Origin of the sequence: Pseudomonas sp. OV226, from assembly GCF_003148705.1 — a bacterium.
GTDB lineage: Bacteria > Pseudomonadota > Gammaproteobacteria > Pseudomonadales > Pseudomonadaceae > Aquipseudomonas.
The window spans coordinates 182,008-194,027 of record NZ_QGGS01000010.1; the positions used below are offsets into that span (position 1 = coordinate 182,008).

A 12,020-nucleotide genomic window follows, 5' to 3' on the forward strand; every position below is an offset into this window, starting at 1 on the left:
ACGACGGCTGCGCCGCCGAACGCAGCCTTCGGCAGCTGCTACAAGGGACGGGCGTTGACTCAATCGTCCTCGTGTAGCTTGATGCCCCGGGAATGGAGCACATGCGGAACGACCAGCACCAGCAGCGTCAATGCGAGGAACGACGCGGCGATGGGTTGGGTAAAGAAGGTCGTCCAGTCGCCCTGACTGATCGACAAGGCGTTGCGCAACTGCTTCTCCGCCATCGGCCCCAGCAGCATGCCCACGATCACAGGCGCCACGGGAAAGTCGAAACGGCGCATCAGCACCCCGCCCCAACCGATGCCAAGCATCAGCAACAGATCAAACGAAGAGTGGCGCATCCCGTACACGCCGATGGTGGCAAACACCAGGATGCCGGCGTTCAAATAGGGCCGGGGGATTTGCAGCAACTTGACCCATAGCCCCACCAGCGGCAGGTTCAGCACCAGCAGGATGACGTTGCCGATGTACAGCGAGGCGACAAGGGTCCAGACCAGGTCGCCCGAGGTCTGGAACAACATCGGGCCCGGTTGCAGGTTGTAGTTCTGGAACGCGGCCAACAGGATCGCCGCTGTGGCGGAGGTCGGGATGCCCAGGGTCAGCAGCGGCACCAACGAACCGGTCGCGCTGGCATTGTTGGCCGCTTCGGGGCCGGCGACCCCTTCAATCGCGCCCTCGCCTTTGCTGCCGGCAAACTCTTTCGGGTATTTACTCAGCTTGCGCTCGGCCGAATAGGACAGAAACGTCGGAATCTCGGCACCACCCGCCGGAATCGAGCCGAACGGAAAACCGATCAACGTGCCGCGCAGCCAGGCCGGAACCGAGCGTTTCCAGTCGGCGTGGGTCATCCACAACGAAGACATGCGATGCCGGCCGCTGGTTTCTTCTCTCTGGTAGAGCAGGCTGTACAACGCCTCCCCCACCGCAAACAAACCGACCGCCACCAACACCACTTCGATGCCGTCCACCAGTTCCGGCACGCCCAGCGTGTAGCGGGCGATGCCAGAGGTCGAGTCCAGGCCGATCAACCCGATAGTCAGGCCAACCCCCAGTGAGGCAAAACCGCGCAGCATCGATGCGCCGAGTACCGCCGACACGGTGGTGAACGACAACACCAGGATCGCAAAATATTCCGCTGGACCAAATTTCAGCGCCAGCGTGGCCACCACGGGGGCGAACAGCGTCAGCAGGATGGTGGCGATGGTCCCGGCGACAAATGAACCGATGGCCGCGGTGGCGAGTGCCGGCCCGGCCCGACCGTTGCGGGCCATCAGGTTACCTTCCAGCGCTGTGACCATGGAGGACGACTCCCCCGGCGTGTTGAGCAGGATGGAGGTGGTCGAGCCGCCAAACTGTGCGCCGTAGTAAATACCGGCGAACATGATCAACGCTCCGGTGGGATCAACCTTGGCCGTGATCGGCAGCAACAGCGCCACCGTCAGTGCCGGACCGATACCGGGCAACACGCCGATCGCCGTACCGAGCAGGCAGCCGATAAATCCCCACATCAAATTGATCGGCGACAACGCGGCGGAAAACCCCATCGCCAGGCTTGCAAGAATATCCACCGGATTGCACTCCTTCGGGCCGGATCAGAGCCAAGCGTTGATAAGGGGCGGCAGGGAAACGCCGAGCCCGACGTTGAACAGCCAGTAAATCGGTAGCGTCAAGGCAATGCCGATGGCCAGGTCCCGAAGCGGATGGCGACTGCCGAACCCACGTGCCGAACAGGCAAACAGCAACCCGGCCGAGAGGACGAAGCCGATGAGGTTAATCAACAACGCAACCCCCACCAGCCCCGCCGTCACCCAGGCGGCACCGAGCTTGCCGGCGGGCAGCACCTTGGCCGACTCGTCATTGTGGTCCGCCAATTCGCGAAACCCACCCGTACTGGCCTGGTAACTCAAGAGCAAACCGACGACACCGAGGAACACCGCCAGCCCCATGGGATAGACATGAGCGCCCAAAATCACGAAGCCCCTTTCAGGAGGAAACCGCCAGGCACCGAACGCCAGAACGCCACTGATGGCGATGAGGCCAAGGCCAATCGCCAACTGTGGCACCACGATGGTACGGGGTCCGCTCATGTCAAATCAGCCCGACTTTGACCAGCATCTCCCGTAGGCGCACGTGTTCTTCGTCAACAAACTTGCCGAATTCATCGCCGGTCAAAATACTCGGCGACCATGCGTTGATTTGAATATTGTCCTGCCAGGATTTGCTCTTGGCGGCAGCCACCACGGCGTCGGTCAGTGTCTGGCGCTGCTCGGGGCTCAGGCCTGCGGCGCCGTAGACACCGCGCCAGTTGCCGATCGTCACGTCGTAGCCCTTCTCTTTGAGGGTCGGTGCATCGATCCCGGCAACGCGTGCCGGAGCACCAATGGCGAGCACACGGAACTGGCCGGCCTTGATGTATTGGCCCAATTCCGCATACCCCCCGGTGATCACTTTGATCTGGCCGCCCAATGCCTGGGCAACCACTTCGCCTCCACCGCCGGTAGCGATGTAGTTGACCTTATCGACCGGGATATTCATTTTGCCGGCCAGTTCGGCGATCCCGATGTGATCGATCGAGCCCTTGGAACCACCACCCCAGGTGATGCTGGTCGGTTTGTCTTTAAAGGCTGCAAGCAGCTCTTCAAGGGTTTTGAACTCGGATTCCTTGCGCACGGCAATCACGTTGTACTCCGTGAACAGTCGGGCAATCGGCGTCACGTCCTTCAAGGTGATTTGCGGTTTGTTTTGCTCAATGCCCGCGACCATGATTGCGCCGACCACCAGCAACGCTTCGCCATCACCCTTGGTGCTATTGGCAAACTGCGCCAGCCCCAGCGTACCGCCGGCGCCGCCCTTGTTTTCGTAGGTGGCGCTTTTGGCGACACCGGCTTCGATCAAGGCTTTGCCCAACTGGCGGGCAGTCTGGTCATAGCCGCCACCGACCGACCCCGGGGCCATGAACTTAACGGTGTCCAGCGCCATGGCAGGTGTCGAGAGCGCGGCAGCGGTAATAGCCACGGCAACGGCATAATTGAAGCGGCGGATCGCAGCGAACATAAGCAGTCTCCAGATCTTGTTTTTGTGAGTGCTGATTAAATCTCGCCCAAGCGCAAGCGTTGCTCACTGAACAGGCGTCTGTGAACAAGCGTAGGTCATGGTTTTGATAGGTGGTGTGCGTTTACCGAAGAGCCCCCCCTAAGGTACGTCGACAGCCTCTGGCACAGCGGCCCTCGGACGCTTCGCCAGGCCGATTTTGCGGGCGATGTCCATGAAAGGCGTCACGATCAGGCTGTACACCGTCAGGTAACGCTGGTGATCCGCATCGCCAGTGCCAAAGCGGAGCGCTTCGGGCTGGGGGGTGGTGACGTAAAGCGTGCCGAACATCCAGTCCCAGAGTGACAGGTTGATGCCAAAGTTCTTGTTGAAGTGTTTCGGCGCATCGCTGTGATGAATCTGGTGTTGGGCCGGGCTGTTCAGCACATGTTCGATCACCGGCCCAAACGACAGCCAGACATGGGTATGGCGCAGGTTGGCCGCAAAGCCGTTGAGGATCAGCACCATCCAGGTCACGCCAAACAAGGTGTAGCGGCTGATTTCGCCGCCACAGGCGTACCAGAAGATCCCGGCAAAGGCACCGATGCACAGCGTATTGGTCACCTTCTCGACTATTTTTTCCACGAAGTGGATTCGGCTGGCGGTTGCCGGGACCAGCACCGGCGCCGAGTGATGGACCTTGTGAAAGTCCCACAGCCAGCGGGAGTGAAAGGCGCGATGGCCCCAATAGTTGGTGAAATCCTTGACCATGAACACACCCAGGCCATAGGTCAGCGACAACACGGGGTGTTCCTCGACTTGCAGGCGCGCGCCCCACAGCTCAGTGAAAAAATGCACGTAGTCGCCGGAGCGCAGGATATAGGCGTCCACCAGGCCGAAGATGGGCAGCACCAGCATGACTTTCAAAATGGCGCGGACGAAGTAGTAGCGGTAATCCAGCAACGCCGAGCGATGCAGGTGAACCCGGCGGCCACCGATGAATTGCCAGAACGTAGAGGCATCGGTCAATCCACGGGATTTGCGGTAGCAGAACAGCCCATAGGCGACGCTGTAGGACGTCATGAGAAACAGCAGGCCGAAGCGGCCGTTCAAATCGAAAATGCCGAAAAACTGGTCGGCGACCGGCTCAATCACCCATCGGGACAAATAATCATAAAAAAACATCAGAACTTCCACGCGCGACGGACCTCCGGCAAATGAAAACGAAGTCTAGATCATTCTCAATTGCAAAACTAACGCCGTTCGGCCAGTTTCGTCAGGTATAAGCCCCCACCACTCGCTTCACCGCCATCAGCGCCTCCCGCAGCGTGTCCATGCCCACCGAGCCGAGCGCGAGGCGGATCGCATGGGGCACATGAACAGAGGTGGCAAACGGCTCGGCGGTGGACACCGACACGTGCTCGCGCATCAAGGCCATGGCGATCTGGTCCGCCCTTGCATCCTCCGCCAGCGGCAGCCAAAGAAAATAGGACGAGGGATGGCTGACCACGCGCAGACCCGCCAATACCTCACCAGCCAAAATCTGCCGGGCCTGGGCATCCGCGCGTTTTTGCGCTTCCAGCGTACTGACGGTTCCATCGTCGAGCCATGCGCAGGCGATGGCGGTCATCACGCCAGGGGTGTTCCAGGTGGTGGCCTTGATCGTGCGCTTCAATGCCTCCACCCAGTGCGCAGGCGCGGCGACGAAACCGACGCGCAACCCGGTGGCGATGTTCTTGGAAAACCCTGAAACGTAGACCGTTCTTTCCGGTGCCAACTCGACGATGGGCAGTGGCGCCTCTTCTGCGAGAAACGCGTACGCAGCGTCTTCAATGATCAGCAGGTCATGCTGACGCGCAATTGCCACCAACCGGGCGCGCTGATCCGCCGGCATCACCCATCCCAGCGGATTGTGCAGCGTCGGCATGGTGTAGACCGCGCGCACCGAGCGGCTGCGGCAGAGCCCGGCGAAGGCATCGAGATCAGGCCCCTGATCGGAGACAGGAATGGGCACCACTTCAAGATGCAACGCCTCGGCCAGCAGCTTGAACCCGGGGTAGGTCAACGCGTCCGCCGCGATCACGTCACCGGGTTTGAGCAACGCCATCAGGGTCACCGCCAATCCATGCTGGGCCCCACTGACAATCAGAATCTGCTCGGCCTCGACCGTCAGCCCACGGGTCATCAAGTGGCGTGCAATCGAGGCCCGCTCATGCAGGCGGCCCGCATGTGGCTGGTAACGCAAATGCGCCTCCAGGTCACCGGACAGCGCAAGTTGGCGCAATGCCTGGCGCAACAGGTCCGCCTGCCCCGGCACCGAGGGATAGTTGAAATTGAGATCGATCATCCCCGCCGCCACGTCGGGTTGTTCGATGCCCTGGCCGGGCAACTGCGAGGTTTCCCGGACGAACGTGCCCCGCCCCGTTTCACCACTGACCAGCCCCATGGCTTCGAGCTCTGCATAGACCCGGCTGGCCGTAACCAATGCCAACCCTTCGGAGGCAGCCAGTTGCCGGTGCGTGGGCAAGCGCGTACCGGGAGGTAAACGGCCAGCGCGAATATCAGCGGCAAAGGTGTCGACCAGCGACTTGTATCGGGAGCGTGGCATGTCGGTATGTATCCATGACAATTTTTTGATTGTATCGATACTCGGTCATACGATGGGTTTCATGCAACCCGACCTTGAGCGTGAATGAAATGGAACGCACTTCTGAGCTGCAAAACCGGACGCTGGAAAACCGCCCCCAGGAAAATCAGGCCAGCGGCTGGATCAATGGCCTGATCGGAGTCGTGATCTTCAGCGGCTCGCTACCCGCGACACGGGTGGCGGTACTGGAATTCGATCCCGTTTTCCTCACGGTCGTCCGTGCCACCATCGCCGCCCTTCTGGCGCTCTGCGTGCTGCTGATTTTCAAGGAAAAGCGCCCGCCGGCACGAAGCCAATTACTGCCCTTGATCATCGTGGCACTGGGCGTGGTGGTCGGGTTTCCGCTGTTGACCGCGCTGGCCCTGCAATACGTGACGTCGGCGCATTCCATCGTGTTCGTTGGCCTGCTGCCGCTGGCGACTGCGGTGTTCGGGGTCTTGCGCGGTGGCGAGCGGCCGCGACCGGCATTCTGGCTGTTCTCGGTGTTGGGCAGTCTGTTGGTGGTCGGCTTCGCCGTGTCACAGGGCCTGACCGCCTCGCCGCAAGGCGACATCCTGATGCTGTTGGCGATCCTCGCCTGCGGCCTGGGGTATGCCGAAGGCGCGAAGCTGTCCCGGACGCTCGGCGGTTGGCAAGTGATTAGCTGGGCACTGGTGCTGGCGTTGCCGGTCATGGCGGCATTGACCTGGTGGCGCCTGCCCGCCTCGTTCACCCACATCAGCACACCGGCCTGGTTCAGCCTGGCGTATGTGTCGCTGTTCAGCATGCTGATCGGTTTTGTGTTCTGGTATCGCGGGCTGGCGCAGGGCGGGATTGCGGCGGTGGGGCAACTTCAACTGTTGCAGCCGTTTTTTGGCTTGGCGCTGGCGGCGACATTACTGCACGAACAGGTCAGCATCGGCATGCTCGGGGTTACGGTAGCGGTGATTTTCTGTGTGGCGGGCGCGAGAAAATTTGCCAAGTAACGAAAGTGTACTGCGGCTTGCGTCCACGGCTGTACGGGGAAAACCGTACAACCTCCATGATAAAAATAGCGCTCTCGCTCCCGGAGACTCGCCATGGACCTCGCCACCCTCACGCTTTTTTTGCCCGCCTGCTTTGCCCTGAACATGGCGCCCGGCCCGAATAACCTGCTGTCGGTCAGCAACTCGACGCGTTACGGCTATCGCGCCTCCTGCGTGGCCGGGATCGGTCGGTTGCTGGCGTTTGCCGGGATGATCGCCCTCGCCTCCGCCGGGTTGGCGGTGGTGCTGCAAACCTCCGAGCTGCTGTTCTACGGGATCAAGATTCTCGGCGCGGCCTATCTGTTTTACCTCGCCTGGCAATTGTGGCGAGCCGACCCTGGCGCCGAGCGTGTCGACACCCGCGCGCCCGTCGGTGTACTGGCCCTGGCGCGGCAGGAGTTCCTGGTGGCGGCCGGCAATCCCAAAGCCATCCTGATCTTTACCGCGTTCCTGCCCCAGTTCGTCGATCCGACCCGCGCCGTGACGCCGCAGTTTGCGTTGCTCGGTGCGTTGTTTTTGGTACTGGAATGGATCGCCATCAGCGCTTACGCCTACATGGGTTTGCACATGCGTCGCTGGTTCGCCGAGCCTTCCGGCAAGCGGATGTTTAACCGGTGCTACGCGGGGTTGCTGTCGGCGGCGGCTTCGGTGTTGTTGATGGCGAAGCGGGTGTAGCCAGTCGGATGGGGGCGTTGATTATTCACATTACGTGTGTAACGCCTTCACTTTAGTGCTCTTGATGCAATATCTGCGATGAATATGCTGTTCACAGGTTGAATCCGTGATCTCGCATAAGACAGAGAAAGAGCCCGTCCCCATGAACAGCCCCAGAACCCTCTATCAGAAGCACATCGACAGCCACACCGTTTGCCCTCTTGATGATGAAGGTCATGTGCTCCTGTACATAGACCGACAAGTCGCCAACGAATACACCAGTCCGCAGGCATTCAGCGGCATGCGTGAAGCGCGCCGCAGCGTCTGGCGCCCGAGTGCAACGCTGGCGGTTGTCGACCACGTTAACCCGACAACCCCCGTTCGCATTGCGACCATGCCGGACTCAGGTGGCGCACAGCAGGTGTCGTACTTCGAAGAAAACTGCCGTGACTTCGGTATCGAACTGTTTGACGTGCTCGACAAGCGCCAGGGTATCGAACACGTTGTCGCGCCCGAGCAAGGCTTTATATTGCCCGGAATGGTGGTCGCCGCGGGTGACAGCCACACCACCACCTATGGTGCATTGGGGGCATTCGGTTTCGGCATTGGCACTTCTGAAATCGAGCACTTGCTGGCATCGCAGACGCTTGTCTACAAGCGCCTGAAGACTCTGCGCGTCACGGTGAACGGGATACTTGGGCCCGGCGTGACATCCAAAGACATCATCATGGCGCTGATTGAAAACATCGGTGCATCAGGTGCCACCGGCTACGCGATCGAGTTTGCCGGCCCGGCCATCACAGACCTCAGCGTCGAAGCCAGAATGACCATCTGCAACATGGCCGTTGAAGCCGGCGCGAGGGGCGCCTTCATGGCACCAGATGACAAGGTATTTGCCTACCTGCAACTCAAGCCACGCGCGCCTCAAGGTGAGTTGTGGGAAAAGGCAGTCGCCAAATGGCGAGCGCTGCACAGTGACGAAGGGGCGCACTTCGATCGCGAAGTGACACTCGACGTCAATGCACTGGAGCCGATGGTCACGTGGGGAACGAGTCCGGACCAGGCCGCGCCCGTGGGCGGTCATGTGCCGGACCCCGCCGCACAGCCAGACTTCATTCTTCGCCAAGGCATGCAACGAGCGCTGGACTACATGGGGCTAACCCCGGGAATGCCGCTGAGCGATGTGGTGATCAGCCACGCATTCATTGGCTCGTGCACCAACGCTCGAATTGAAGACTTGCGGGATGTCGCTCGCGTTGTGCGCGGCAAGCGTGTTGCGACTCATGTACGCGCGATGATCGTTCCCGGCTCAACCTTGGTCCGCAACCAGGCTGAAGAGGAAGGGCTTGCACAAATTTTCCTTGACGCCGGTTTTGAGTGGCGTCAATCGGGCTGCTCGATGTGCCTGGCCATGAATGACGACGTGCTTGCACCCGGTGATCGCTGCGCATCCAGTACCAATCGCAATTTTGAAGGACGTCAGGGCGCGGGGGCTCGTACTCACTTGATGAGCCCTGCCATGGTGGCCGCTGCGGCGATCACCGGGCACTTGACCGACGTTCGTTCATTCGCCCTGGAGGCTTGAAACATGCAACCTTTCGATACCGTGAGTGGCAGCGCCGCGCCGTTTCTGGCTTCCAACATCGACACCGACGTGATCATGCCCAAGCAGTTCCTCAAAGGCATTGATCGCAAAGGGTTGGACCGAGGCCTGTTTTTCGATCTGCGGTTCCTTGAGTCAGGGGCGCCGAACCCCGATTTCATCCTCAACCAACCGGCGTGGAGCGATGCGGCGTTTTTAGTGGTCGGGCCTAACTTTGGTTGTGGTTCAAGCCGCGAGCACGCTGTTTGGGGCCTGAAGCAGGTGGGTATCCGCGCGCTTATCGGCACCAGCTTTGCCGGTATTTTTTACGATAATTGCCAACGCAATGGCGTACTCGCCATTCAAGTGTCTGAGGCCCAACTGAAACACATTGCGGGGGTCATCAGCGTCGCGGAAACCGCGAAGATCAGCGTGAATTTGCCCGAGCAGGAAATCCGACTGGCTGACGGATCGGTCGTTGCTTTCGAGATCGATCAGCTGCGCAAGCAATCGTTGCTGCTGGGGCTTGATGCCATCGGCACCACCCTGCAGCGTGCAGAGCAAATTAGAAGTTTTGAATTCCGGCACCTGTCGGAAAATCCCTGGCTGTAATCGCAATCAGGGGCTGGCGGTGGACTGCCAATTGGTCCTCCGCCGACACCTCAATCAAGTGACAGCTTGCGAAAATACTCTTCGAGAAACTCGACACAAACCCTCAACTTCGCTGACTGGCTGAGCCTTGTGGGGTACACCGCCCAAACGTTCGCACTCTGGGTGTATTCGTGAAGTACCTGCACCAAACGCCCCTGTTCCAGCATCGGCTTTACGTCCCACATCGACCGCAACAGGATCCCTCCTCCGCTCAACGCCCATTCCAGTACGATCTCGCCATTGTTGGAAGACAACGGGCCGCTGACTCGCACCGACTCTTCCTGTCCGTCCTTTGTCAGGTTCCAGACGCCAAATGCGTTATCGCGCTCTTTCAGGACCAGACAATCATGGTTTTTCAAGTCATCCAGTGAGCGAGGCATGCCTCTGCGCGCCAGGTACTCCGGTGTCGCACACAGCACTCGTCGGTTGCTCACAAGCTTTCGCCCCAAGTGCTGACCCGGCAGGTCATCCCCCACACGGATCTCCAGGTCGAACCCCTCCCCGACGATATCGACGACGCGGTCAAACACGTCCAGGCGGATGTCGAGTTTCGGGAAGGTCTGCGACAGTTTGCAGAGGGCGGGCGCTACGTGGTTGCGTCCAAAACCGAAGCTGCTGCAAATGTGCAAGGAACCCGTGGGTTCATGCCGCGCTTCAGATATTTCGCCCACAAAATCGTCAAGGTCACCCAGCAGCTTTTCTGCCCATAGTCGGGTTCGTTCGCCATCGTCGGTCAACGCGATACGTCTTGTCGTGCGGTGCAACAGCTTTGTAGACAGCGTCGACTCCAATACTGAAATACGCTTGCTGATGTAAGCCGGTGAATAACCGAGCTCTTCTGCGGCACTGGCAAAGCCATTTTTTCGAATGACGGTGAGAAAGACCTTGAGATCTTCCGGCAAGGGAAATTGATCACGATTCGTGTTCATACGCCTCATAGTTCCGCTATTTATCTCGTTATTTGCGAAGGATAGCATCGAACTACCGAGTGGAAACAAGCACCTGGTTAACCGTGAGTTTCTGAATCCTCGATAAAAACAACATGAGGAAATAGCACCATGAACAAGTCTTATGAGCCGTCTCTAAAAATCGAGGACACCCGCGATACCGGGTTTCGTCAGCGCTTGCGCAGTCTGTGTGCCTATGAAATTGGTGTTATCCCGCTACCGGTTTTTCTCGGCATCGCGGTGATCGTTTATCTGTCAGCCCACTTGGGTTTATTGCCTAAGAACATGATCGGCGGCCTCGCCATCATCATGACAATGGGCGTGTTTTTTGGCCAACTGGGCTCACGTCTGCCGATCCTGAAGGAAATCGGTGGCGGCGCCATTCTGTGCTTGATGCTGCCCTCCATTCTTGTGTTCTATGGCTTCTTCGGACCCGCCACCATTGACGCGACAAAAATGTTGATGAAGGAAGCCAACTTTTTGTACTTCGTCATTGCCAGCCTGGTCGTCGGCAGCATTCTGGGGATGAGTCGCTTTATTCTGGTTCAAGGCATGATCAGGATGTTCATACCGCTGCTTGTCGGAACCGTGGCTGCCGTGGGCAGTGGGCTCCTTGTAGGGAAACTGGTCGGCTACAGTTTCTACCACACCTTCTTTTTCATCATTGTTCCGATCATTGGCGGAGGGATTGGTGAAGGGATATTGCCGCTGTCGCTGGCCTACTCTGCGATCCTCGGTGGCACGCCAGACATCTACGTTGCCCAATTGGCGCCGGCCGCTGTGGTCGGCAACATCGCGGCGATTATCTGCGCGGGTTATCTGGCCCGTCTGGCGCTCAAACGCCCGCACCTCAATGGCGAAGGATCACTGATCCGGGCCAAGGACGAGAATGACAAATTCCAGGTCAAGGAAGAGAGCAACTCGGTATTCGATTTCAGACTGATGGGTGCAGGCGTCTTGATCATCTGCGCCTTCTTCGTCCTGGGCGGTCTGCTTGAAAAAGTCGTGGGAATTCCAGGTCCTGTCATGATGATCCTCGCCGCCGTGCTCTTTAAGTACGTGCGTGTCTTGCCGGAAAAACTGGAAAAAGGTGCGAACAGTTTCTACAAACTGGTTTCCGCCGCCTTCATCTGGCCCGTCATGATCGGTCTGGGCATGTTGTATGTTCCGCTCGATAGCGTCGTAAAAGTCTTTTCTATCGGCTACGTTCTAGTCTGCGTTTCGGTAGTGGTCTCAATGACCGTCGCAGGTTTTTTCATCGGCAACCTGATGAAAATGTACCCCATCGAATCAGCCATCGTGACCTGCTGCCACAGCGGCCTTGGAGGCACCGGTGATGTAGCGATTCTGTCAGCGGCCAATCGTATGTCACTGATGCCATTCGCACAGATCTCCACGCGTATCGGCGGTGCGTCGACGGTGATCCTGGCAACTATTCTTTTGCGGATGTTTGTTTGATACCGGAGAAATGTCGTCGATCAATCCAAACTTTTTCCTTCGCCGGG

The 12,020-nt window shown here is 59.1% G+C and carries 11 protein-coding genes; 5 read left to right on the top strand and 6 right to left on the bottom strand.

Features of this window, described 5'->3' with window-relative positions:
* Positions 1-59: 59 nt before the first annotated feature.
* From C7534_RS17950 to C7534_RS17970, 5 genes are all read right to left on the bottom strand, one after another.
* Positions 60-1,568 (bottom strand): tripartite tricarboxylate transporter permease, encoded by a 1,509-nt coding sequence (locus C7534_RS17950; RefSeq protein WP_109786557.1) that lies wholly within the window; start codon positions 1,566-1,568, stop codon positions 60-62.
* A gap of 24 nt (positions 1,569-1,592) precedes the next feature.
* Positions 1,593-2,087 (bottom strand): tripartite tricarboxylate transporter TctB family protein, encoded by a 495-nt coding sequence (locus C7534_RS17955; protein WP_077432058.1) that lies wholly within the window; start codon positions 2,085-2,087, stop codon positions 1,593-1,595.
* A gap of 1 nt (position 2,088) precedes the next feature.
* A complete protein-coding gene (locus tag C7534_RS17960) occupies positions 2,089-3,054 on the bottom strand; it encodes a tripartite tricarboxylate transporter substrate binding protein (RefSeq protein ID WP_109786558.1) in 966 nt (321 codons plus the stop codon).
* Positions 3,055-3,192: 138 nt separating this feature from the next.
* The gene (locus C7534_RS17965) at positions 3,193-4,215 is read right to left on the bottom strand and encodes a sterol desaturase family protein (RefSeq protein WP_109786559.1); all 1,023 of its coding nucleotides are present in this window, start codon (positions 4,213-4,215) and stop codon (positions 3,193-3,195) included.
* A 91-nt stretch (positions 4,216-4,306) separates the two neighbouring features.
* Positions 4,307-5,638, bottom strand: a complete 1,332-nt coding sequence (locus C7534_RS17970) for an aminotransferase-like domain-containing protein (RefSeq protein ID WP_109786560.1) — start codon at positions 5,636-5,638, stop codon at positions 4,307-4,309.
* Between the two features lie 89 nt (positions 5,639-5,727).
* Here C7534_RS17970 and C7534_RS17975 point away from each other — a divergent pair, with 89 nt between their 5' ends.
* The 4 genes from C7534_RS17975 (at position 5,728) to leuD (ending at position 9,529) form a co-directional block, all read left to right on the top strand.
* On the top strand, positions 5,728-6,642 hold the full coding sequence (locus C7534_RS17975) for a DMT family transporter (protein ID WP_109786561.1): 915 nt from the start codon (positions 5,728-5,730) through the stop codon (positions 6,640-6,642).
* Positions 6,643-6,735: 93 nt separating this feature from the next.
* Positions 6,736-7,356: a LysE family translocator gene (locus tag C7534_RS17980; RefSeq protein ID WP_109786562.1), complete on the top strand. Its 621-nt coding sequence runs from the start codon at positions 6,736-6,738 to the stop codon at positions 7,354-7,356.
* Positions 7,357-7,498: 142 nt separating this feature from the next.
* The gene (gene leuC / locus C7534_RS17985) at positions 7,499-8,920 is read left to right on the top strand and encodes a 3-isopropylmalate dehydratase large subunit (RefSeq protein ID WP_109786563.1); all 1,422 of its coding nucleotides are present in this window, start codon (positions 7,499-7,501) and stop codon (positions 8,918-8,920) included.
* 3 nt (positions 8,921-8,923) lie between these two features.
* Entirely contained in the window at positions 8,924-9,529 is a 606-nt protein-coding gene (leuD, locus tag C7534_RS17990; protein WP_046032087.1) for a 3-isopropylmalate dehydratase small subunit, read from the top strand.
* A 50-nt stretch (positions 9,530-9,579) separates the two neighbouring features.
* Here leuD and C7534_RS17995 read toward each other — a convergent pair whose 3' ends face one another.
* Complete coding sequence (locus C7534_RS17995) at positions 9,580-10,497, bottom strand: LysR substrate-binding domain-containing protein (RefSeq protein WP_046032086.1); 918 nt, start codon at positions 10,495-10,497, stop codon at positions 9,580-9,582.
* 129 nt (positions 10,498-10,626) lie between these two features.
* Between C7534_RS17995 and C7534_RS18000 the strand changes: the two genes are divergently transcribed.
* On the top strand, positions 10,627-11,973 hold the full coding sequence (locus tag C7534_RS18000; RefSeq protein ID WP_046032085.1) for a 2-hydroxycarboxylate transporter family protein: 1,347 nt from the start codon (positions 10,627-10,629) through the stop codon (positions 11,971-11,973).
* Positions 11,974-12,020 lie beyond the last annotated feature (47 nt).

Excerpts from the sequence above, each read along its gene's own strand:
- C7534_RS17965 (WP_109786559.1), bottom strand. The coding sequence starts at position 4,215 with ATGTTTTTTTATGATTATTTGTCCCGATGGGTGATTGAGCCGGTCGCC.
- C7534_RS17975 (WP_109786561.1), top strand. The coding sequence starts at position 5,728 with ATGGAACGCACTTCTGAGCTGCAAAACCGGACGCTGGAAAACCGCCCC.
- C7534_RS18000 (WP_046032085.1), top strand. The coding sequence starts at position 10,627 with ATGAACAAGTCTTATGAGCCGTCTCTAAAAATCGAGGACACCCGCGAT.
- C7534_RS17955 (WP_077432058.1), bottom strand. The coding sequence starts at position 2,087 with ATGAGCGGACCCCGTACCATCGTGGTGCCACAGTTGGCGATTGGCCTT.
- leuD (WP_046032087.1), top strand. The coding sequence starts at position 8,924 with ATGCAACCTTTCGATACCGTGAGTGGCAGCGCCGCGCCGTTTCTGGCT.
- C7534_RS17995 (WP_046032086.1), bottom strand. The coding sequence starts at position 10,497 with ATGAACACGAATCGTGATCAATTTCCCTTGCCGGAAGATCTCAAGGTC.
- leuC (WP_109786563.1), top strand. The coding sequence starts at position 7,499 with ATGAACAGCCCCAGAACCCTCTATCAGAAGCACATCGACAGCCACACC.
- C7534_RS17970 (WP_109786560.1), bottom strand. The coding sequence starts at position 5,638 with ATGCCACGCTCCCGATACAAGTCGCTGGTCGACACCTTTGCCGCTGAT.
- C7534_RS17980 (WP_109786562.1), top strand. The coding sequence starts at position 6,736 with ATGGACCTCGCCACCCTCACGCTTTTTTTGCCCGCCTGCTTTGCCCTG.
- C7534_RS17960 (WP_109786558.1), bottom strand. The coding sequence starts at position 3,054 with ATGTTCGCTGCGATCCGCCGCTTCAATTATGCCGTTGCCGTGGCTATT.